Source organism: Aquimarina sp. RZ0 (assembly GCF_008370685.1).
Lineage (GTDB): Bacteria > Bacteroidota > Bacteroidia > Flavobacteriales > Flavobacteriaceae > Aquimarina.
Window position 1 is genome coordinate 121,025 of record NZ_VTZU01000004.1, and the last position, 23,759, is coordinate 144,783.

Annotated in this window: 22 protein-coding genes; 6 read left to right on the forward strand and 16 right to left on the reverse strand. The window is 34.3% G+C overall.

The annotated features are described in order from the left end of the window. Positions 1–112: 112 nt before the first annotated feature. The 12 genes from ureG to F0000_RS03330 all read right to left on the reverse strand — a co-directional run bounded on the left by ureG (position 113) and on the right by F0000_RS03330 (position 13,445). Positions 113–841, reverse strand: coding sequence for an urease accessory protein UreG (gene ureG, locus F0000_RS03275; RefSeq protein ID WP_255452603.1), 729 nt, complete (start codon positions 839–841; stop codon positions 113–115). A 14-nt stretch (positions 842–855) separates the two neighbouring features. After that, complete coding sequence (locus F0000_RS03280) at positions 856–1,530, reverse strand: urease accessory protein UreF (protein WP_149623274.1); 675 nt, start codon at positions 1,528–1,530, stop codon at positions 856–858. Further along, on the reverse strand, positions 1,530–3,242 hold the full coding sequence (gene ureC / locus F0000_RS03285; RefSeq protein ID WP_149623275.1) for an urease subunit alpha: 1,713 nt from the start codon (positions 3,240–3,242) through the stop codon (positions 1,530–1,532). The genes F0000_RS03280 and ureC overlap by 1 nt, the downstream gene beginning before the upstream one ends. Positions 3,243–3,246: 4 nt before the next feature. Beyond that, positions 3,247–3,996, reverse strand: a complete 750-nt coding sequence (gene ureA / locus F0000_RS03290; RefSeq protein ID WP_149623276.1) for an urease subunit gamma — start codon at positions 3,994–3,996, stop codon at positions 3,247–3,249. 9 nt (positions 3,997–4,005) lie between these two features. Then, on the reverse strand, positions 4,006–4,701 hold the full coding sequence (gene urtE, locus F0000_RS03295; RefSeq protein ID WP_149623277.1) for an urea ABC transporter ATP-binding subunit UrtE: 696 nt from the start codon (positions 4,699–4,701) through the stop codon (positions 4,006–4,008). A 10-nt stretch (positions 4,702–4,711) separates the two neighbouring features. Continuing rightward, positions 4,712–5,467 carry an urea ABC transporter ATP-binding protein UrtD gene (gene urtD, locus F0000_RS03300; RefSeq protein ID WP_149623278.1) on the reverse strand — a complete coding sequence of 252 codons (756 nt, stop codon included), beginning with the start codon at positions 5,465–5,467 and terminating at the stop codon, positions 4,712–4,714. After that, positions 5,464–6,543, reverse strand: coding sequence for an urea ABC transporter permease subunit UrtC (gene urtC / locus F0000_RS03305; RefSeq protein ID WP_149623279.1), 1,080 nt, complete (start codon positions 6,541–6,543; stop codon positions 5,464–5,466). The genes urtD and urtC overlap by 4 nt, the downstream gene beginning before the upstream one ends. A gap of 2 nt (positions 6,544–6,545) precedes the next feature. Beyond that, a complete protein-coding gene (gene urtB, locus F0000_RS03310; protein ID WP_223148866.1) occupies positions 6,546–8,195 on the reverse strand; it encodes an urea ABC transporter permease subunit UrtB in 1,650 nt (549 codons plus the stop codon). A 214-nt stretch (positions 8,196–8,409) separates the two neighbouring features. Continuing rightward, positions 8,410–9,726, reverse strand: coding sequence for an urea ABC transporter substrate-binding protein (gene urtA, locus F0000_RS03315; protein ID WP_368668066.1), 1,317 nt, complete (start codon positions 9,724–9,726; stop codon positions 8,410–8,412). Positions 9,727–9,765: 39 nt separating this feature from the next. After that, positions 9,766–10,341, reverse strand: coding sequence for a HupE/UreJ family protein (locus tag F0000_RS03320; RefSeq protein WP_149623281.1), 576 nt, complete (start codon positions 10,339–10,341; stop codon positions 9,766–9,768). An 8-nt stretch (positions 10,342–10,349) separates the two neighbouring features. Next, on the reverse strand, positions 10,350–11,639 hold the full coding sequence (locus F0000_RS03325) for a hypothetical protein (RefSeq protein ID WP_149623282.1): 1,290 nt from the start codon (positions 11,637–11,639) through the stop codon (positions 10,350–10,352). Positions 11,640–12,629: 990 nt separating this feature from the next. Further along, positions 12,630–13,445, reverse strand: a complete 816-nt coding sequence (locus tag F0000_RS03330; RefSeq protein WP_149623283.1) for a mechanosensitive ion channel family protein — start codon at positions 13,443–13,445, stop codon at positions 12,630–12,632. A gap of 220 nt (positions 13,446–13,665) precedes the next feature. On the opposite strand from F0000_RS03330, the gene F0000_RS03335 reads away from it, so the two are divergent. From F0000_RS03335 to F0000_RS03345, 3 genes are all read left to right on the forward strand, one after another. Then, entirely contained in the window at positions 13,666–14,250 is a 585-nt protein-coding gene (locus F0000_RS03335) for a HupE/UreJ family protein (RefSeq protein ID WP_149623284.1), read from the forward strand. Between the two features lie 86 nt (positions 14,251–14,336). Further along, positions 14,337–14,768 carry a dCMP deaminase family protein gene (locus F0000_RS03340; protein WP_149623285.1) on the forward strand — a complete coding sequence of 144 codons (432 nt, stop codon included), beginning with the start codon at positions 14,337–14,339 and terminating at the stop codon, positions 14,766–14,768. Further along, positions 14,768–16,345, forward strand: coding sequence for a S41 family peptidase (locus F0000_RS03345; RefSeq protein ID WP_149623286.1), 1,578 nt, complete (start codon positions 14,768–14,770; stop codon positions 16,343–16,345). The genes F0000_RS03340 and F0000_RS03345 overlap by 1 nt, the downstream gene beginning before the upstream one ends. A gap of 691 nt (positions 16,346–17,036) precedes the next feature. Here F0000_RS03345 and F0000_RS03355 read toward each other — a convergent pair. Together F0000_RS03355 and F0000_RS03360 are read right to left on the reverse strand one after the other, a co-directional pair. Beyond that, on the reverse strand, positions 17,037–17,237 hold the full coding sequence (locus tag F0000_RS03355; RefSeq protein ID WP_149623288.1) for a hypothetical protein: 201 nt from the start codon (positions 17,235–17,237) through the stop codon (positions 17,037–17,039). Continuing rightward, positions 17,238–17,810, reverse strand: a complete 573-nt coding sequence (locus tag F0000_RS03360; RefSeq protein ID WP_149623289.1) for a MarC family protein — start codon at positions 17,808–17,810, stop codon at positions 17,238–17,240. A gap of 113 nt (positions 17,811–17,923) precedes the next feature. Between F0000_RS03360 and F0000_RS03365 the strand changes: the two genes are divergently transcribed. The 3 genes from F0000_RS03365 to F0000_RS03375 all read left to right on the forward strand — a co-directional run bounded on the left by F0000_RS03365 (position 17,924) and on the right by F0000_RS03375 (position 22,132). Next, positions 17,924–18,493 (forward strand): DUF3109 family protein, encoded by a 570-nt coding sequence (locus F0000_RS03365; RefSeq protein WP_149623290.1) that lies wholly within the window; start codon positions 17,924–17,926, stop codon positions 18,491–18,493. A 78-nt stretch (positions 18,494–18,571) separates the two neighbouring features. After that, positions 18,572–19,231, forward strand: a complete 660-nt coding sequence (locus F0000_RS03370; RefSeq protein ID WP_149623291.1) for an aminoacyltransferase — start codon at positions 18,572–18,574, stop codon at positions 19,229–19,231. 54 nt (positions 19,232–19,285) lie between these two features. Then, complete coding sequence (locus F0000_RS03375) at positions 19,286–22,132, forward strand: CHAT domain-containing protein (RefSeq protein ID WP_149623292.1); 2,847 nt, start codon at positions 19,286–19,288, stop codon at positions 22,130–22,132. Here F0000_RS03375 and F0000_RS03380 read toward each other — a convergent pair. Both F0000_RS03380 and F0000_RS03385 read right to left on the reverse strand, forming a co-directional pair. Then, a complete protein-coding gene (locus tag F0000_RS03380) occupies positions 22,116–22,853 on the reverse strand; it encodes a tol-pal system YbgF family protein (protein ID WP_149623293.1) in 738 nt (245 codons plus the stop codon). The genes F0000_RS03375 and F0000_RS03380 overlap by 17 nt on opposite strands. Continuing rightward, on the reverse strand, positions 22,854–23,396 hold the full coding sequence (locus F0000_RS03385; protein ID WP_149623294.1) for an RNA polymerase sigma factor: 543 nt from the start codon (positions 23,394–23,396) through the stop codon (positions 22,854–22,856). Positions 23,397–23,759: the final 363 nt, after the last annotated feature.

Here is a 23,759-nt window from a genome sequence, read left to right on the forward strand (position 1 = left end):
GGTAACAACGTTATAGTGAAATCAAAAAAGCAGCGTAGCGTTAGTATTTGCAGTAGCTCACAGATGAAATAGATTTTCAATTGTATAATCCAGGTTTAATTTGTCGAATTACCTAATCATGGTGATGCGGTTCTTCCTGAGCGTGTGCTTTGGCATGAAAAATATGCGCTATGATAGTATCTAGACCATAATCTTCTTTCACTTTAGCAAAAACGAAAGGTCCATCACCTCTCATTTTTTTAGAATCCCGATCCATTACCTCCAAATCGGCACCAACAATTTCGGCTAAATCGATTTTATTAATTATTAATAAGTCAGACTGTGTAATTCCAGGACCACCCTTACGTGGAATTTTATCTCCACCAGAAACATCGATTACATAAATAGAATAATCCGCTAGCTCTCTACTAAAATGCGCTGCAAGATTATCACCTCCGCTTTCTACAATGAGTAGTTCAATATCAGGGAATTTTTTGTATAATTCTTCCAGCGCATGGATATTTGCAGAAACATCTTCACGAATTGCAGAATGTGGGCATCCTCCGGTTTCTACACCCACAATGCGCTCTGGATCCAACGCTTTATTCTTAGTCAAAAATTCGGCATCTTCTTTTGTAAATATGTCATTCGTTACCACGGCAATCGAATGTTTGTCGCGCAGTGCAATACATAATTGACGAATCAATGCTGTTTTACCAGTACCTACAGGTCCCCCAATACCAACGGTAAAGGGACGTTTACTAAAATCTCTATCTTCTCTTATAAATTCGCGGTGCGAAAACACTCCTGGATTTTCCATATCCATTTTGTGTTGCAATATGTGTGGAAATTCAAATAACATTTTCTTGTTTTTTATTAGTTCTGAAATAATTTTGAATATATTTTATGATGATTTAATTGTACAATCTCCATAATATAGGCTGATTTTGTTGCGCTGTAGTAAGGGACTGTTTGATACAGGTTGTTTTTTTCGTTCGCTTTTTCTAACACATAGGTTAGCAGACCTTGTCCACCCATGGGACCAACGATTCCTAAACGTGTCAGCGCTGTAATTTGATCTCGTAATGCAGCATACAAATACATGGATCGCGCTTCTGCTTTGCCGATTTTGAGCACGGACATAAACATCCCAAAAACGATTGTATAGTACACTGGTATTTGCTGCTCTTTTAATTGTTTTTTCAGACGATTAATTTCATCTGTTTTGTACAAAGAATACAATAAACGTGTCCAATTTTTACCCAAAACTAAAGCACTTTTTTCTAGATTAGGATTCATTAGCATCGATTGATATGCTGTGGTTATTGCCGTCCATTTTTCGCTTTTGTTTGCGGTTGTATGTCCTGCTTCTAAAAAAGGAAACTCAAAGGAGATCAATTGGTCTGTATATGCAACTAAGTACCTTTTTAGGTCCTCTTCATTTTGTAATAATTTACTTTTTATAGCCGATTCCATTCCCATGGAGTAGACAAAACCTCCAATAGGTAATGAAGAATCTACTAATTGAAATAACTGTATTAAATTATTCATTAAAATAAATGGTATAATTGTGCTAAAGGGACTTTGCTAACAGGTTCACATGTTAAATGGACGTCATCAACCGTTACTTTATAACGTTCTGGATCTACCTTTATATTAGGCAATTCATCATTAAAATGCATGTCCTTTTTACTGATGTTTCTGCAGTTTTTTACGGCTACGGCTTTTTTACTCAAACCATATTTTTCTAGCGTTTCTAAGGATATTTTTGAGACAAATACTCTAGAGGTATCCCCAACAGCTTTTCCTAAAGCCCCAAACATTGGTCTTGAAAAATAAGGTTGGGGTGTAGGGATAGAAGCATTGGGATCTCCCATTTGTGCCTGAGCGATAACCCCACCTTTGATGACTAATTCAGGTTTGACCCCAAAAAACTGAGGTTTCCAAAGAACTAGATCCGCTAATTTTCCAATCTCCACAGAACCAATTTCATGAGCAAAACCGTGGGCTAAAGCAGAATTAATAGTATACTTAGAAATGTAACGCTTTACTCTAAAATTATCACTTCCTGTATCCTTATCTTCGGGTAAAGAACCTCGTTGTAATTTCATCTTATGAGCGGTTTGCCAGGTTCTGCAAATAACTTCTCCAACGCGCCCCATTGCCTGAGAATCAGAAGCAATCATAGACAAAGCACCCATGTCGTGCAGGATATCTTCGGCGGCGATTGTTTCTCCTCTAATTCTACTTTCAGCAAAAGCCACATCTTCAGGAATATTTTTATCTAAATGATGACATACCATAAGCATGTCCAGATGTTCATCGATCGTATTGTTGGTATAGGGTCTGGTAGGATTTGTAGAAGAGGGTAATACATTCGATTCTCCGCATAGGGTGATAATATCTGGGGCATGCCCACCTCCTGCACCTTCGGTATGATAGGTATGTATCGTTCGGCCTTTTAGGGCATCTCTGGTAACCTCTACAAAACCACTTTCGTTTAAGGTATCTGTATGGATACATACTTGTACGTCATGTTTATCAGCAACACTTAAACAGGTATCAATAGCAGCTGGTGTAGATCCCCAATCTTCATGTAATTTTAGGCCTAAAGCTCCTGCTTCTATTTGTTGCTCTAAAGCTTTGGAGTGAGATGAATTCCCTTTGGCCAAAAAACCAAAATTCATGGGAAAGTGATCCGTTGCCTTTAGCATCATTTCTATATGAAAAGCTCCTGGCGTACAAGTAGTCGCATTCGTTCCAGTGGTCGGGCCTGTGCCACCACCAATAAAGGTAGTTATGCCGGAGGCTATGGCTTCATCCATTTGTTGTGGGCATATGTAATGAATGTGATTATCAATTCCCGCAGCCGTTACAATCGCTCCTTCTGCCGCAATAACTTCGGTGGTGGCTCCTACAACCATATCAGGATGAACACCGGGCATAATATGTGGATTTCCTCCTTTTCCGATAGCATGAATTCGTCCATTTTTGACACCTATATCTGCTTTATAGATTCCTGTATAATCAATAATAATGGCATTGGTAAAAATTAAATCCAATGCATCTTCTTGATTGATGCCTGTGGCTTGCCCCATGCCATCTCTCAGTACTTTTCCTCCACCAAACTTGCATTCTTCACCGTAAATCGTAAAATCTTTTTCGATACTAATTTGGAGGTTGGTATCTCCTAACGTCAATGTATCTCCTGTGGTGATTCCATACATATCTGCATAGGCATCACGATGTATCTTTTTACTCATAAGATTATGATTGTATATAGTTTTGCTGCTTCATAGTAGCTATTATTTCTTCTTCTCGATTTTCAATGGTTCCGTTGATTAATGCATTGCCTCCATATACTTTTACTTCTCCTGCCATTTCGACAAGTTCGACTTCTTTTTCCTCTCCTGGTTCAAAACGGACAGCGGTTCCCGCAGGAATATTTAAACGATATTTTAATGTTATCGCTCTATCAAACTCTAAGCATTGATTTGTTTCTGCAAAGGGGTAGTGGGATCCCACCTGGACGGGTCGATCTCCTTTATTTATTACCAAAAGTGATATGGTCTCTCGTCCTTGGTTTAACTCTATTTCTTCATCTAGCACTTCATAATTCCCTGGATGTTTGTTAGAGCTATTATCCACCTCAATTTTTTGTTCACTTTTTGTTAATCCAGATCCATAGAGTGCTAAGCCATTGGTGATATTTTTTTGACAAATCGGATGGTGTACAGTCACTAATTTGGTTCCGTCAGGGAAAGTTCCTTCTACTTGTACTTCATGGATCATTTTCTCGACGCCTTCCATCACATCATCTAAGCCGATAATTTGTTTTCCCAGATTCATTAATTCTGCCACTGCATATCCTTCTCGTATGAGTTCTAGCAGTTGTGTGCTTATTAGCGCTATAGTTTCTGGATAATTTAGTTTTAACCCTCTGGCATAGCGCTTTTGAGCTACAAAGCCTGCCTGATGCAGCATTAATTTTTCAATATCTCTTGGTGTAAGTCTCATCTGCTATTTTTATATAGAATTGTGCGAGTTTATTTCTTCCACACTTATTTCTGAAGCTTTAGATTCTGCAACTACTTTTCCTCTATTCATAAAATAATAGTAATCCGTAATTCCTTTTGCAAAATCTATCTTTTGCTCCACCAATAAGGTGGCTATGTTTTTTTCTTTTTTTAAACGTACTAAAATTTTTGCTATTTCCTGACTTATAGAAGGCTGAATTCCTTCGGTTGGTTCATCTAGTAATAACAGTTTTGGTCGTCCTGTAATGGCACGTGCAATGGCTAATTGCTGTTGCTGACCACCGCTTAAATTTCCGCCTAAACGTTTTCTAAAATCTTTTAAAATAGGAAACAACTCATAAATTTCCTCTTCGGGGATGGTATCCTCTTTGGTGCTTTCTAACCCTAATTTTAGATTTTCATATACGGTAAGTTTTGGAATAATCTCCCTTCCTTGTGGTACATATCCAATTCCTAATTTCGCCCGTTTGTGTGGTGCTAATTTCGAAATGTCCTGGCCTTCATATATGATCTCACCTTCTGAGTTTTTTAATAAACCAATGACAGTTTTTAATAAGCTAGTTTTTCCGACCCCATTACGCCCCATAATGGTCGTAATAGTAGCGGGTTGTACTTTTATATCTACTCCCCAAAGTATTTGACTTTCTCCATAGGCAGCAGTAATATTTTTTGTTTCTAATACCATTTCTGTAGGTTTAAACTACTTTTCCTAAATAACTATTAATCACTCTTTCGTCTGCTCTTACCTCCTGAAAAGAACCTTCCGTAAGTAATTTTCCGGCGACCAAAACACTTACTTTTTCTATAGCGATTTGCTCCACAAAATTCATATCGTGTTCTATAACAATTACCGAATGATCTTCTACCAGACTCAAAATTAAATCTCCTGTTTTGGACGTTTCTGTATCAGACATACCTGCGGCAGGCTCATCGATAAGCATTAGTTTTGGGTTTTGGATAACGACAATCCCGATCTCTAACCATTGTTTTTGACCGTGAGATAATCCTCCGGCTTCTACCTCTAAAAAATTTTCTAAACCAACTTTTTTGGCCACTGCATGAATCCGATCCACTACAGCAGAATTTATTTTGAATCGAATGGAACTCCAAACATCTTTGGGCATTTGATAGGCCAATAGCAAATTATCATTGACAGATAAGCTAGCAAATACAGAAGGTTTTTGGAATTTTCTACCAATGCCCATTTGAGCAATTTCCACTTCCTTTTTTCCTAAAATTTCTTCGTTTTGAAATAATATTTTTCCAGAATCAGCTTTAGTTTTTCCGCAAATTAAATCCATAAATGTGGATTTTCCAGCACCGTTGGGACCAATGATTACTCTAAGTTCATTTTCTTCTAACTTAAATAAATCTAAATTCAATGCTTGTACACCACCAAAAGCTACTTTTAGGTTATGTGCTTCCAATATCAATTTTCTTACCGGTCTCATAGTTCTGCTGATTTTTGCTTTGAAAAATATTTTTTGAGCTGTTGAGGTAAGCCTATGATACCTTGATCTAGATAAAGCACGGTAACTATAAACAAAATACCAATGACATAAAGCCAAGAACCGGGAAGTGCTGAGGTAAAAATACTGTATAAAAAGTTGACCAATAGTGTTCCGAAAACGGCACCTTTTAATTTTCCTCTACCGCCTAGAGCGACCCAGATAATCATTTCTATAGAGGCTTTTACATCCATACGTCCTGGTGTTATAATTCCTGTTTGTGGCACATACAAAATTCCGCCAATTGCCGCAATAACTGCTGCAATTATAAAAATGGTCAACTGGTAATTTTTTATTTCATAAGAAGTATATCTAATTCGGGATTCACTATCTCTTATCGCAACCAATACTTTTCCGAATTTTGAATTTACTAGTTTTTTGGAACCAATATAAACACCTATTAGGGCCATGCAGGAAACCAAATATAATAACAGTTTTGTAGAGGATGCCGTTAGATCAAGTCCTGCAAGTTGTTTAAAATCAGTAAGCCCATTGGTTCCTCCGAGCATGGTTTCATTTCTCAAAAAAATCAACCACATAGCTAGTGCCAATGCTTGAGTGATGATGGCAAAATAAACACCTTTGAGTCTACTTCTAAAAATAAAATAGCCAAAAATACCAGCAAATAATGCGGGTACGAGTAAGGCAAATATAATCGCTACAGGAAAATAATGGAACGGCTCCCAAAAAAATGGTAACTCGGTTACTTGATTCCAGACCATAAAATCCGGAATTGCTTTTCCGTAAGTGCCTTCTCCTGAGGAAGAAAGTAACATATGCATGGCGACTCCATAACCACCCATACAAAAAAATAATGCCTGGCACATACACAAAATCCCTGTATATCCCCACAACATATCCAATCCAATAGCAGCGATGGCAAAGCAAAAATACCGTCCCCATAATGAAATGGTATTCACGGAAATAATTCCCAGCATGTTGCCCAGTGGTAGTATGAGTAGAAATAATGCCAGGAAAATAATATAGTCGTACGACTTGTTTTTTAAAATTGCTTTCATAATTAATCGTCTGCGATTCTGCCTTTAGGAGGAAATAATCCTTTGGGCTTAAATTGTAAAAAGAATATAATGATCCCTAAAATGATTACTTTACCATACACGGCGTGGAATATTGGTTCCAGTATTTTGGTAAACTGACCGATTCCTAATCCCGCAACAATAGTCCCCATTAAATTACCTACTCCTCCAGTAACTACTACTAAAAAAGAGTCTACAATATAGGTTTGTCCCATATCGGGAACTATATTGCCTATCAATGTCATACAACAGCCTGCGATTCCTGCGATTCCTGAACCTATGAAAAAAGTCATCGCATCAATTTTTTTAGTAGAAATACCTAAACAAGCACTCATGTTTCTGTTCTGCGTTACGGATCGTATTCGTAAACCAAACCTTGATTTGTACAGGAATAAAAATGTGAGTATGATCATTACAACAGTAATGATGATGATAAAAATTCTATTATAAGGCAATACCAGTTGAGGCGCTACATGCCAGCCTCCAGATAGTAGGGCAGGAGCTTTTACTGAAGTCAAATCTCCAAAAACGGTGCGTGCCAATTGTATAAAAACTAAACTAACGCCCCAGGTAGCCAAAAGGCTTTGGAGTGGGCTTCCATATAATTTACGGATGATTAAACGTTCAATGACCAATCCAAAAACTCCAGAAACCAGAAATGCTACTGGTATAGAACACCAAAAGAAGGCATCACTAAGTGGACCGCCACTGATCATTTTAAAAATCTCCTGAACACAAAATGTCGTATAAGCACCAATCATCATAAACTCCCCATGTGCCATATTAATGACGCCTGCTAATCCATAAATAATGGATAGCCCTAATGCAATAAGAATTAAGATACTGCCTAAACTCAATCCACTAAATAGGTTTTGAATCCAATCAATACGGGTTGCTCTATCGTTTAGACTAGTGACAGCCTGACCTATTTTTTTTTCGACTTTAGCATCTATGTCATTATTCTTTTCTAAAAAGTCGTTTAGTAAAAAAACAGTATTATCACCTTTGTTTTCTTTGAGATTCTTGATGTGCAACAGCTGTTTTTCAGCACTTTTTTCGTTTTGTAATTGGATTGCTATAATGGTCTCTTTGGCAAAACGCATTAATTCTATATCTGTTTCTTTGGCAAATGCTTTTTCTAAAATAGGGAGATTATCGAATTGCGGTTTATTTTGAAACTGTGTGTACGCTAATTTTCTTAGATCCTTATCGGTAGAAGTTAAATTGATATGGGGTAACAAGGGTATTATACTAAGCCGCTCTTTACGAGAAAATTTTATAGCCTTTAGCTCACTCATCGGTATTTTTAACGCTTTGTCATTTGCATCTTTTAGTACTTTTATTTCAGGGAAAAGAAGCAAAACTTTATAAGTGACCTTATCTGATGTTCCGTTTTTTTCTCCTATGGTTACCAGGTTGTCTTTATACGTAAAAAGTTTTTTGCCGTTAATAGCATTTAAAACAGGAAAAGTTGTTACTTTCTTTGCTGTCAATAATCTAGAGAAAGCTTCGGACTTAATGTTTTTGTCTGGAGACATTAGTAAACGAATATCATTATTTGTTTGAGCAAACGAAATGAGAGGAATTAATAGTACCAGGAATCTAATCACTTTAGCTACTCTTTTTGTTGCCATTATTCGATGTTGGTTAAAAGGTTTTTTAATATAAAAGGCTATCTGGAAAATTGATTTCTTCAATTTTACTTTTTTGGATAGCCGTTTCAGGGAGAATTGACTATTTCTCGATGATCGAGATTTAAACGCTCTGGCTTGCCCTGAAATTGAAATATTTTTTTCTGATAAATGCCTCGTGAGCTTGCCGAGGTAGTTTACTGTAATTCAATCATAGCTACTTGGTATACGTACCTCCGCGATTTACGTGGTCACAACTTTTGTCAGGAGAAGTGTATTTTGACCAAGGCTCTGGATCAACTAAACCTTCCGTTTCCCAAATCACATCAAATTGCCCATCTACTTTTATTTCACCTATTTTAACTGGTTTTGCCAAATGATGATTTTTAGGATCCATTTTTACTAGACCACCTGGAGAATTAAATTCCATACCGTACAGTGCAGGACGTACTTTGTCCACTTCGACAGAACCTGCTTTTTCTGCAGCTTGTTTCCATAAATACACACCTGTATATGCCCAACATATTGGATCATCAGTTACACGAGCGTTTCCGCCTGGTAAATTATTTTTAGCACAAAAAGCTTTGAAATTCTTTACAAATTTGTCGTTTTCGGGTGATGATGGAGATTGATAATAGTTCCAAGCTGCCAAGTGACCTGCCAAAAATTCTGTGTCCATGGCTCTTAATTCATCCTCAGCAACTGAAAAAGCCATAATAGGACATGCTGTTGCGGTTAATCCTTGATTTGCAAATTCTTTATAGAACGGTACGTTTGAATCGCCATTTACTGTGCTCAAAACACACGCTTTTCCACCTGCAGAAAACTTCTTGATTTTTGAAACAATCGTTTGGTAATCCTGGTGATGAAAAGGGGTGTATTCTTCGATTATATTTTTTTCTGGCACCCCTTTTGCTAATAAAAAGGCCTTCAAAATCTTGTTTGCGGTACGCGGAAATACATAATCTGTTCCTAATAAATAGAATTTTTCATAAGCACCTCCTTCTTCGCTCATCATATATTCTGCAGCAGGAATCAATTGTTGGTTTGGTGTAGCTCCCGTGTAGATTACATTCTTAGAACATTCTTCCCCTTCATACTGTACAGGATAAAATAACAATCCGTTATTTTCTTCAAATACGGGCAATACCGATTTACGAGAAACAGAGGTCCAACATCCAAATACGGCTGACACTTTTTCCTCGATCAATAATTCTTTTGATTTCTCTGCAAACAAATCCCAGTCAGAAGCAGGATCCACTACTTTAGTTTCTAATGGTTTTCCTAAAACACCACCTGCAGCATTAATTTCCTCTACAGCCATTTCTACCACATCTTTCAAGGATACTTCTGAAATTGCCATTGTACCACTCAAGGAATGTAATACACCGATTTTGATAGGTGCCACTTCTGCAGTTGTGGGTGTTTCTGCTTCTTCAGCAGTTGATTCTGTCTTTGCTTTTTTTCCGCAAGACGCCAATAACAATGCACCGGATATAATAATAGTGAATGAATGCAATGTCTTCCTTTGTATTGATTTAATAGTCATTTTATTAATTTTATATAGTTAATGTTAGCTAAATTTGTATATCATAAACAGTCCATAGCCTATAGAAAGCACTGGGATCAGCCACTGTATTTTTTTGATGTATGCGAGCAGCCCTTCAATTTTGCCTAGAAATAAATTAATTATTCCCATACCTGTCATGGAACCTATGGAGAACCCAAAAAAGTAAAGTACTTGAGTAGCGACAGAAGTTTGCGTTCCTGTATGAGCCAAAATTACAGATGAAGAACCCGCTAGTCCGTGTAAAAGCCCTACTAAAAGTATTGCTTTTATATGGTTGTTTAATTTTTCTGATCTTGGTTTACGAGTAAGTTTAAAAACTCCTGCAACGATAAGTACAATCCCTACGATCACTTCTAGGCTAAATGGCATATCTCTTAATATGAAAATCTTTGACCATATATATAGCGTTCCTATGAGAATGATGGGAATTGAATGTCCTATTCCCCAGGTAACCTCTTGATAAAAAAGTGATTTAGCCTTTGTTTCTTTTGCAGAAACCGTAGCTACAGCCAATACATGATCTGTCTCAAGGCAGTGTACCAGACTCAGGAATATTGGAAACAGTGTTGTTGCAGTCATTTGTTATGTTAAAAAATAAAGAATTGTGTTTGTAACCAAACCTGACCTTGTGTTTGGCTATCTCCCAGGGAATTTTCTTGTTTCCATGTAGTGTATGATAATCTGATATTGGTATTATATCCTGCAAACCAATAATTTAGGCCTCCTCCAAGAACAGTGACCGTATTTAGATCATTAAATGCATCTACAGGAATTCCTCCGGTTTGCACTAAACCATCGGCATCAATACCCTGTTTTTCATAACGAATCCAAGGTTGCAATTTTGATTTGTTAAAATAGTATCCCAATTCTAAAAATTGAGTAGTTTGCTTAGGAATCAGAGTTGCAAATGAAGTTCCTGTGGTATCAGTGCCACCCGTAATAGCTGAAAATGCAGCATTAGCAGTAATGGAGCCAGCAGCACCTGCGGGTATATCTAAAAACAAATCCAAACCGAAATTTTGATACGTTCCTTGTAAATCAAAACCACCGGCTAGTGCTAATGTTTTTCCAGAACCAAGCTTTGTACCAGCATAATAATAATCTTTTTCGGCATCAAAAAAGTTATATGCAAGTCTACCTACATATCGTAAAGCAGGGTCGTCGTTTACAAACTCACCTGTATTTCTACCTGTAAAAATTCCAAAACGATATTCTAATTTATCGTCCAAAAAGAACCCTCTGGAGTTAATCCCTAAGTCACGACCAAAGTTTCCTTGCAAAGGTTGATCCGCAAACAGATTGTATGGGTATTGAAAATATGTAAAATCATTGGCCATCAAACCTGCAGCCCCTTGTAAACCATTACGATTGTGCGATATCAATTGTAAACCAGCGATGACCATATGATTACCGAATGTGTGTTCATATTGTGCATCCAATATTATGGGGGAAACTTTAACATTTTTACTGTCACCGCTGCCTCTACCAACAATAGATGGTAAATCGGTTTCTAAAAAGAAAGATCCGTTTTTGGATAATTTACCTCCAACTAAAACTCTAGCTCGATATAAATTAAAATCTTTGCTCCATCCGTCTGGATCATTTCCAGTTGTCTCGCGATTACCACCTGGACCAAAACCATTTTGTTGATAGGAAGCAAACATATGGACTATGGAACCTACCTGAATAGATGGTTTAAAAGACTTTTTCTTTTTTGCGACGGTATCTTTTCTGCTTTTTTTAACAGGATGTAAATTTGGGATTTCTCTAAAAAGTTTAATGTCAGCATTTTTGTTAATCGACACTATTTGTGAATAACCAAAATATGTAACTATACTAAATAATATAGTTAAAGTACTCTTCAAATTTTTTTTCATGCTTTGGTGTTTTTGCTGGTTAATTTTTTATTATCAATTTTTGAAAATTGTGTATTATAAAAATAAGTACTAGTACGTATATAAAACTACGTATTAAGTATTTCAAACCTTTTGTTTAAGCTTGTTTTATCTATATTTTTTAGAATTTCATAAAAAAATACTTATGGGAATAGCGTAAATTACGTACTTGTCTATAGAAAGGGGGTATTTTTAGAATTATAATAAAGTAAAAGTTATCTATAACCTTATGTTTTTACTAATAAGTACTGTTCAGAGTCTTCCAAAAAGGTGAAAACCATAGCTAAAATTGGAGACTGATCAAAAAATAACAAAATCTTTACTCGATACCTATGGACTAGAGAACCGAACCGCAGATTTTGAAGTATGAATTTAATCCGCTTTAATCCAAACAGGAGAAGTAGTAATCGGTTTCTGGAATCAATAATTGAATAAATCTAAAGGTGGGCTTGCCCCGAGGTAGTTTACTTTAGTATTAAATACTTTCTGTTGTAATCATATAATATTTGTCCTATTGGTCTCTCTGCTTGATAGAGCAGACCGTGCGAAGATGTTAAATGCTGATTTATAATATATCCTATGGAGTAAGAATTTGTATTGCCTGTATTATAATTTGTCGATAAATTAATATACTTATGTGAAGATTTTACAGCGAGTTATTTGATTGCTGCGCACCATCCTAAATATTTATTAAGAAGAAAAATATTGGATTATAATCTAGAGTTATACGATTTATAACTAAAAATTTCGCATATTCATCGTTTCTTTTTCCTTTCTACTTCGTTTAAAAAATAAACCGTAGCTATAGCTATGCTTGATTTTTTTGCCTTGCATAAAGAAAAAATAATTCAATGAATTTATACGAATTTTTTAATCACAAATCGTATTATACTGAAACAAGTATAAATCACTTCATAAAAAAATGCTGTTTGTACTAGTACAAACAGCATTTCTAAAACAGATTGAGTTTTATTATTTTACGTTATGGATATGTACATCACGCTGGGGATAAGGAATAGAGACGCCAGCAGCGTCTAATGCATTTTTAGAATCTTCAAGAGCTTCAAAATAAACATCCCAATAATTTACTACATCAGCAAAAGGTCTTACTACCAGATTAATGGCATTGTCTCCTAATTCGCTGACAGCTACAGTAGGAGCTGGGTCTTTTAATACTTTAGGATTGTCTGTCAGAGCTTTCATAATAACATCTTTTGCTTTTTTAATATCATCACCATACCCAATACCAATAGTAAGATCAACTCTAAGAGTTCCCTGAGAAGTGTAATTGATAATGTTTCCGTTGGATAATGTTCCATTAGGAATAATAGCCTCCTTATTGTCTGGAGTAGATAATTTGGTAGTAAAGATTTCAATTTCTTTGACAACCCCAATAATCCCTTGAGCTTCTATAAGGTCACCAATCTTGAAAGGTTTAAAAATCATAATGAGTACTCCTCCGGCAAAATTGCCAAGAGATCCCTGCAATGCCAAACCAATGGCCAGACCAGCAGCAGCGAGGATAGCTGCAAAAGAAGTAGTTTCTACTCCTACAGTTCCCAAAACTGCTAATATCAGCATTATTTTAAGAACCCAACCGAGTAAATTAGTTAGGAATTTTTGCAAGCTTTGATCATAGTTTCTGACGGACATAACTTTTGATACACCTTTCATTAGTTTTTTGATAATCCAGGAGCCTATAATCCAAATTAAAATAGCACCAATAACTTTGGGACCAAAATCCACAATAAATTCAAGACCTTTGTCCCACCATTTTTCGATATCCATAAACAAATTTTTAAGTTAATGTTTTGTGAATTTTAAAATTAAGAATTTCTAAGCTAAAAAAGCATTAGTTCTATTTTAATAATAGTAAGAATATCGATGAATGGTAATTCAGTTCTTTGAGAGGTGTTTTTTTCATAAACATTTTATAAGAATTCTATAAGTTTTTAAGGTTCTCCAATTTTAATTGTACATTAGTCCAACCTCAAAAAATCATGAAAATATGTCAGAATTTTGGCTTTATATAAAGCTCGGTTTAACTCATGTGCTGGATTGGAAAGCCTATGATCATATCCTTTTTTTAATCATATTAACTGTTGCATATACTTTTGATAGTTGGAAAAGAATTTTGGTACTTGTTACATTGTTTACTTTAGGACATACAACTTCACTTTTTTTGGCAACATATGGTGTAGTATCTGTAAATTCCAGATTAATAGAGTTTTTGATTCCATTGACTATCTTGGTGGGTGCTGTATTTAATGTATTTACAGCCGGAAAAGGAGCTAATAAAAATAAAATAGGAGTGTTGTATGCGGCTACCATTTTTTTTGGGCTTATCCATGGACTAGGGTTCTCAGGTTTTTTTAAGGCTGTAAGTAGTAATGTTGATTCTAAAATTTTACCCTTAATTGAGTTTGCTGTTGGAATCGAAATAGCACAAATTATAGTTGTTTTGGTAGTATTGATTCTGAGTTTTATTATACAGACTATTTTTAGATTTAATAAAAGAGACTGGATATTAGTTATTTCTTCTATAGTCATAGGTATGGTTATTCCAATGATAATAGCAAACAGGATATGGTAATTAATTGTCAGTTAGGGTTGTATTTGACACATAGTCATAATATCTTCGTATTTGATTAATATCAATATAATCCAATTAGTTAGTGTATGCCGAAAAAGAAACAACTAAAATATGATAAAGCCTATCTGAGAATAGCCAGAGAGTGGGGTAAATTATCTCATTGTGAAAGAAAAAAAGTTGGTGCGGTTATTGTTAAAGATAGAATGATTATTTCTGATGGATTCAATGGAACCCCTACAGGTTTTGAAAATCCATGCGAAGATGATGAAGGGTATACAAAATGGTACGTATTACACGCAGAAGCAAATGCTATTTCTAAAGTAGCATCTTCTACACAGTCGTGTAAAGGAGCTACCTTGTATATAACACTGTCTCCCTGTAAGGAGTGCAGCAAACTAATCCATCAGGCAGGAATTAAGCGCATTGTATATCAGTCTGGGTATAAAGATGACGCTGGACTGGTATTTTTAGAAAAAGCAGGAGTAGAAATAGAGAAGATTACAGATTTAGACAATTAATGAGTTATTCAAAAAAATACTTACCATTATTTATAGGATTGGCGATGGGAGCAGGAGTTTTTTTAGGAAGTAAACTCGATTTTAGTAATCCATCTGCTAAACTATTTTCATATAATGCAAAAAAAGAAAAGCTAAACCGGCTCATAGATTATATAGATTATGAGTATGTAGATAATATCAATACAGATAGTATTGTAGATGTTACTGTCAATAGAATTCTGGAAAATCTAGATCCACATTCTGTATATATTCCGCCAGAAGAATTAGAAGGGATAACAGAGAGTATGCAGGGAGATTTTATTGGAATCGGTGTGAGCTATTATCAATATAGAGATACTATTTCTGTAATTAATACGATCAAAGGTGGTCCAAGTGAGCGTTCCGGAATTATGGCTGGAGATAGAATTCTTATGGCAGATAAGGATACACTTTTTGGGGAACGATTAAGGAGAGAAGAGCTGGCAAATAAGCTAAAGGGAGCGTTAAACAGTCAGGTTCAATTAAAGGTATATAGAAAAGGAAAAGGAATATTTGATGTGGTGGTCAAGAGAGGTCGCGTACCCTTAAAAAGTGTGGATGCCAGTTATATGCTGAATGATAAGTATGGTTACATAAAAGTAAATCGATTTGCAGAAACGACCTATAGAGAATTTAAAACTGCGCTGGATTCCCTGTTGGATATGGGAACAAATACTTTAGTAATAGATCTCAGAGATAATGGAGGTGGTTTTATTGCTCCTGCATTAAAAATGGCTGATGAATTTTTAAAGGATGATTCCCTCATTATGTTTACTAAAAATAAAAAGGGTGCTATCGAAAATAATTATGCTACCCGTAATGGAAGTTTTGAAGAGGGGAAGGTATATGTTTTAATTAATGAAAATTCTGCTTCTGCCAGCGAAATTTTTGCCGGAGCAATACAAGATAATGATAGGGGAACTATTGTTGGAAGGCGATCTTATGGTAAAGGGTTAGTACAAAGAGAAATGTCTCTTGGAGATGGTAGTGCCATCAGACTTACCATTTCCAGATATTATACCCCAACGGGTCGTTCTATCCAAAAATCTTATAGTAATGGGAATAAGGAATATTTTAATGAATATCTACAGCGTTATAAGAATGGAGAACTACAAAATGCTGATAGTATACAAGTAGCGGATTCATTAAAATTCAGAACTCCAGGAGGCAAAATTGTGTATGGTGGGGGAGGTATAATACCAGATATTTTTGTAAGTAAGGATACTACCAGAGTAGGAGAAACACTTAATTATTTGCTTAGATCAGGGCGTATGGGCGGATATGTTTTTGAAGAGTTAGATAAAAAGAGAGCGTTTTATAATAATCTGTCTAAAGAGCAATTTAAAACAGAAATAAATATAGATGAAGATTTTGCTGATGGTTTTTTGATGTATGCCAAGAAAGGAGGTATTGATATTATTCTGGATGATTACAGAGACCAGTTAAAAAAATATTTGAAAGCTATCATGGCGCAACAGTTATTTGGAACTAGTGCTTTTGAAAAGATTATAAATGAGGATGATAAGATGATTCAGAAAGTCTTGTCGTTATCTCAATAATGATAATTTAGAATATAATGTTCGCATTTGTAGATACCGACTTCATAGTAGTAGTCTCTTTCCTTTTCTTTTTTATAGGAATTTTACTAAGACTTACCGATAGTAGTGCATCAGTGTTTCTAAAGAATAAAATTTTTGTAGAATCCTCTTATGTTTCAAAATCAACAATAAGAACATATCTTAAGAAGACAAAAGACGGTTGTGCATTCAAAAAATCATTAAAAAGACTACTTTTATGGAGAAAACTACATGATTTTTTTATGATGTTTTTCGCAGTATTTTTTTTGCTAGCTGTCATTAAAAGCATAGTTCCCTTAACAAACTAAATAAAATATAAAGAAGAGAAGTCTCAAGAAATGTTGAAGTTAACAGAATATTTGATAGCAATTGCGATTTGCTCTCCACTTTTTTTCTTTATAGTGGCAGTAGCATTTAGGCTATTGGATAACAGCGCTTCAATTTTTTTAGATCATGAAATATTAGTAGACTCATCATATGTATCTAGAGATTTAATTAGAAATCACATAGAAAACACGGAAGATGTAAAACTTAAAAAGCTATTAAAAAGAGCATTGGTTTATAGAAAATTACATAATCTTTTTATGATTTTGGCAGTCATATCTTTGCCACCGGTTGTTATTACGTGTTTTATCATACCTTTTATAGCTTGATAAATGTCATTTTTTTTGACTTAATACTTTTTCTGTTTTGTTTGTATTTCTCTGGATACAAGAAGAATACATAGTAAAACGATCACACACGCAGATGCCAGAATACTAATAAGTGCTGTTTTGCTATCCCCATTAAGAAGATTATCAAAATTTAAAACAGTTGCATTATATACAATTAATCCCAGTCCGATAATAATAAGTAGATAAATAAAATATTTCATCTAAAAAAGTCCTTTAATATTAGTAGCAAATAGTTTTACAGCAATCGCAAGCAGAATTACTCCGAATATCTTTCTGATCACATTGATTCCTTGTTTTCCTAATACCCTCTCTATTCTACCTGAAGATTTTAATACGATATAAACAAAAATGATATTGATAATTATGGCGATTACTATATTAATGGGTTGATATTCTGCTCTTAGTGATAAGATAGAAGTCATAGTTCCTGCTCCCGCAATTAGAGGGAAAGCAAGTGGAACGACTGCTGCCGTTTCTGGTTCATCATCCCTGTATAACTGGATACCTAAAATCATTTCTAATGCAATAAAAAATATAATAAAAGCACCGGCAACCGCAAAAGAATTGACGTCAATACCAATAAGGGTAAGCATTTCTTTTCCTACAAAAAGAAAAACAATCATTAAAATAGCTGCGACAATAGAAGCTTTTTCACTTTGTATATGTCCTACCTTTTTACGAAGATCGATAATAATTGGGATGCTTCCGATAATATCTATTACCGCAAAAAGAATCATACTCGCTGTCAATATTTCTTTTATATCAAAATGCATATCGTATTAATTTTGATTTTTAGCAAAAGTAAACAGACTTTACTTAATACAAGCATTATAAAAAGACTAATAAATTGTAAAAATTATTCGTGTATAAAAATTATCTTCGCACTATGTTTCAATTAGGAAAAACCATAGTTTCAGAGGATATTATCGAAAAAAATTTCGTTTGTAATCTTTCTGCCTGTAAAGGAGCTTGCTGTGTTGATGGAGAAGCAGGAGCGCCTATAGAAGAATCAGAAACTCAAATACTGGAGAGAATTTATCCGATGGTCAAGTCTTATTTAAGAAAAGAAGGAATTGATGCAATTGAGAAACAAGGTGTTTATGTCAAAACTGCTCAGGGAGAATTAGAAACACCTCTAATTGATGGAGGAGATTGTGCATATGTGATCTTTGATGAAAAAGGAACAGCATTGTGTGCTATAGAAGAAGCCTATAATCAAGGAGAAATAGATTGGAAAAAACCTATTTCTTGTCATTTGTATCCAATCAGAGTGCAGGAATATACAGAGTTCTCCGCCGTGAATTATCATAAATGGGAGATTTGTGATGATGCATGTACTTTGGGGGCGTCGCTACAAATACCTGTTTATAAGTTCGTAAAGCAAGCCTTAATTCGAAAGTTTGGTGAAGATTGGTATATGGAGCTAGAAAAAGTAGCAGAAAGCCTTAAAAAATAATTTTATATTTTTATGTGATAAGATGTTGACCTTTTTGTGTTGATTTCTACTAACAAGAAAACCAAAACAATAATTCACATGAAAACATTAAAAAAAGTATGGCTTATACCATTGACACTTGTTGTATTTTTATATACAAGTTGCTCAGACGATGACGATGTTATAAATGTTATTACTCTTGATGCCGAAGAAACAGGAGTATTCTTAGAGCAAGATTTGCATTTGCTATTTCTAAGTAGAAAGGATGATCTTATAGAAGAAGATATAGTATCTGTGCAGGCAGATTTAGAAGGTGATCCGGATAACCAGGATTTACAGGCTCAGTTAATAGAATTAGAGGAACAACGAGCAACAAATACTGATCAGATTAATTTTCTTAATGAACAAATTAGCCTCATTTCTGGGAATGAAGAATTAGTAGGCATAGTCCCTAGAATACCACCTCCTCCTATTCCACCTAGTCCATGTAGTTGTTTTTTACCGCTGGATTTAACTCGATTGAGAGAGATTGTTCTTTTGGGGAATACAGAAAATTATGCAATTACTGTTTTTTCAGAAAATCAAGAGGTACTAGAAGAATTGGGAAGCTTAGATTCATTTATGGGGACCAATTTAAGTTCACTTTCACTGAGTGATACAATTAATTTTCAAGGAGATGTAACAATTCAGGTAACAAAGTTTTTTGAGCCTATTCAAGACCTTGTTACCTATTCATTAAATGGGGTGATAAATCCATAACTAACTGATAGATAATGCGTAAATTAGCTTTCTAATTTCTAGAAAGCTTTTTTTATGAATAAATTTTTATTCGTTACATATTCATTGTGTATTACGTGCTTTTCATTTGGACAAAATGAACAAAAATTGATTGAAATTGGAGAGTTGTTTAATAAAGGGAGTTATTATTTATACTCGCATAATGATAGTGTTCATAAATACCTTGAAAAAAGTTTGGAGCTCTCATATGAAATTGATGATTTAGAATGGAAATTATCCAATTTACTCTATCTTATTAATGCTGAGGATTATCACTATGATTTAGTTTCATTCGAAAAGAATTTAAACCTAATGGCATCAATTCTCAAAAATGACAAGCGCTTAGATACGCTTATGAATAAATCTGTGTATGTCAAAAATTTTCTAATCCAAAAAGGGAACTATCACTATAAAATTAAAAACTATACTACTGCTAAGCTTAGTTTTCAAGAACTTATCGATCTGTTAGAAAAATCTGAATTAGATGTCTTGACTATCGAAGATAGAACACTTTTATTTAGTACGTATAATTATTTAGCTTCAATTAATGAAGCAACAGGTAAAAATAAATCAGCAAAAGATTTCTATAAGAAAAGTCTGTTGATAGGAGAAAACTACGAAATAGGAAATTCACACGCAAGAATCGCAGGTACCAAAGGGAGATTGGCAGCAGTTTTTGAGAATGAAGAAGATTATACCGTTGCCAATAGTATATTGGGAGAAATACTTCCCTTATACATATCTCTAAAAGATAATCCTAGAATTAAAAATAATCTTCTTTCTACATATCAGCGCTTATCAAGAAATTACTTGTTTCAGGATAGTATTCCTAAAGCTATCGATGTTTTAAAAGAAAGTGAGCTGTATTATTCAGAAAATGATGCTTTTGAACGATTGGCAATTCTTTTATATGGAGATATTTATTTTGCAGACAAACAGTATGATATAGCGTATACCTATTATCAGGATTACCTGTCTAAAACACAAACTTATCGCGGCAATCAAAAACATCAGGATATTGCAGAAGCCTATACTCGTTTGGGTAAGTTGGATGTAGAAATAGGAAAGCCAAAAGAAGCATTAGTTCAATATCAAAAGGCATTGATGCAGTTGTCTTCGACATTTGAGAGTGAATATATTACTGAGAACCCTACTCCGGAAAAAGTGTCATCAAAAATAGAACTCATTAAAATACTCAGAGAAAAACTGAAAACTTTGCAAGTTTTGTATGAAAAAAACAGTGATGTAGAAAACCTAAAAATAGCATTGACGACTTCCTATACTATTATAGCTGTTCTGGATGTGTTAAAACCAGAGTTTGAGAGTAAAGTAGATAAACAATTTCTGATTTCTGATATGTATCCTGCTTTTCATACTATGGTTGCCATTGCGTATAACTTATATAAGGATACCCATGATGTCAATTATATTGCAGACGCATTTCATTTTATGGAGAAAAGTAAAAGTATACTTCTTCTTCAAGCTACCAGAAGTGCTCAAGCTAGTTCATTTGGTAATATTCCAGAAAAAATAATAGATCAAGAACAGCGATACAGAGCCCAAATCATTCATTTGGAAAAAAAATTATTTAATCAGAAGTCTAATACAGTAGTTTTTGATTCGCTTTTTAAACTCAAAAACAAATACTATGATTTTATTACGGATATTGAAGAGAAATATCCTAAATATTATGATCTGAAATATAATAATAGTGTGGTAAAACTGGAGAACCTACAAGAAATATTAGGAGATACTAAAGCGCTGTTTAGTTACTTTTCTTCTGGAGATTATCTTTTCCTAATTACATCAGAAAAAGAAGATGCTAATTTTTATAAAATACCTTTTGGGGCTGAGATCAAGAATAGTATAGAAGTATTTTATAGTAAAGTATCCGTGTTGGATATTAATGATTTACCTGTTATATATGAGGTAGGTAATTACTTGTATAAAGAGTTGTTAGAAGAACCACTGCAGGGAATCACATCAAAAGAATTAATTATCATACCAGATGATATATTGAATTATGTACCATTTGAAGCGCTTTCTACTGCAGAGACATCAGGAGGGTATCTTATAAAAGAATACCAGATAAGTTATAGTAATTCTGCGACCTTATTGCAGGAACAATTAACAAATCACAAAGAGGATGAGAATAGGGTATTGGCATATGCTCCAACTTTTGAAGGAAGACACAGAGAGGTAAATAATAGAACGAAGTTCGGGCCATTACTTTACAATACTGAAGAGGCAAAAACCATTACCGAATATTTTAATGGTAAAGCGGTTCTCGGGCAGGAAGCTTCACTACATTCCTTTACTAGTAATAGTGCGGCATATAATATCCTTCATTTTGCGACACATGCTGCAGCAAATGATGAATTCCCTGATTATTCATACTTAGCATTTGCAACAACAAAAGAACAAAATCTTTTGTATGTAAAAGATTTATATGCGTATAATATCAATGCAGATTTAGTGACATTAAGTGCCTGTCAAACTGGATTAGGAAAACTACAAAAAGGAGAAGGAATGCTAAGCCTGGCCAGGGGTTTTAACTATGCCGGAGCTCGTTCATTAGTAACCACATTATGGAAAATTAATGATCAAACAACTTCAAAATTAATAGGTAATTTTTATAAGAACCTGAGTAATGCATCCCCAAAGGACGCAGCACTTAGAAATGCGAAATTAAAATACTTATCTTCTGTAGATGATGAATTGCTAACACATCCATACTACTGGTCAGGATTTATAATTTCGGGAAACACTTCTTCATTAACATCAGGCAATACATATATATATTGGTGGTTACTACTGCTTATTCCATTAATAGTGGCTATTTACAAGAAAAGAAAATCTAAAAAAATTAATCTAAAACCTTAAGTAGTTGTGTTGCAGATCCTTTTTTAAAAACTCCTTTTTGGATTATTTCTTTCAGTATTGCAATAGATTCTTTTTTTCTTTTTTCTTTTAAATAGGCTAGCGCAAGATACCATTTTCCTCTTTCTGCCAGTTGATCATTTAATTTTATGTGTTGTTCTAAAAGAGGAATAGCTTTTTTAGCATCATCAATTGCCATCAAAGCATTTGCCTGGTATAATAAAAAATAAGGTCTTTTTGTGGTTTCGAATAAGGTTTCAAATTGAGCAGCTGCCAGTTTATAATTTTCACTCTCGTACGAGGCAAATGCCATGACTTCATTTTCCTCTGTATTTTCTCCTCTAATTATCGGAGTAACTACGTTTTTATAAGGTTCAAAATTAGAGGCATAAAGTTTATTGGTGTCCAGAGCGAATGGCCGTAAAAAAGTAATGCTTCCAATCGCAACCAAGAGCAGTATAGAAGCGGCTACGAGTATTTTTTTGTACTTTCCAAATAAGGAGATTACCTTGTTTTCCTTCGTATCAATTTTAGTTTCAAAAGTTTTCATGCTTTTTCGTAGCTCTTCTCTATCTTCTATGCCTGATACTACTTTTAAGTCTTTTAGGAGGGTAACATCGCTTCTGAATGCTGGATCATTTTTTAATAAATCGTCAAATTGATCCTTTTCATTTTGGGTAAGTTCTCCTTTCAGGTATTTATCGATTCGCTCTTCCTGTTCCATTTAGCTGGGGGTTTTAATTAATTCCTTTAGGGATTTCAGACAACGTGATTTTTGACTTTTTACTACGTTTTTGTTTTCGTAGCCCAAGCTTTCTGTAATCTCGTCAATCGTTAGTCCGCGATAATAAAACAAGGTTAACATTTCTTGACAACGTTTTCCTAAGTTCTTGAAATATTGTCTCAGCAATTGCTGTTTAGAGGTTAATTCTGGCTCTTCAAAAAAAAACTCTTCATCAGCAGTTTCTTTAAACTCCACAGAATGTTCATAAGGAATGGTTTTTTTTTGTTTTCTTAAAAGATCATAGATCATATATTTTCCTATACTGAATAAATATGTTTTGACTGAGCTTTTGATATTATCTAATTTTCCTTGTATAGCATGCTCCCTCAATGCTATAAATGCATCTTGATATACATCAATTACTGAATCGTGATCTAGCTCATATTTTTTTGCAAATTGCAAAAAAGAACTGCGATACTCGTTATAAATTTTTTCCAGTGCCTGATTATGGCTTTTTTTTAACGTTAAAAGCTCTTCCTTCATACTTGATAACCTGATTAGGGTAGTAGGTTAGTTTTATCTCCCATTTTATTAAAGTACTCATGCTTCTGAATTCATCAAAACAAAACATTCTTTTTAGCAAATATTTTAACTAAAAGTTGATTTTTTATTTATCTGCAGTATTGTTTTTTTTATGTAAACAACAACGAATAAAAAATTTTAAATAAGCAAATTCAAAGCATATTATAGATACTATTTGGTATTAAAGTTAACCTTTTTTATAGGAAATACACAAACAGATAAAACCAAATAGACAGTCACTAAGGGAAATTTAAAACTAACCAAATAGGAGGTAGTGGATTGATTTGTAGTGTATTTGGCGCAATAATCTTAAGTGCTATTTTG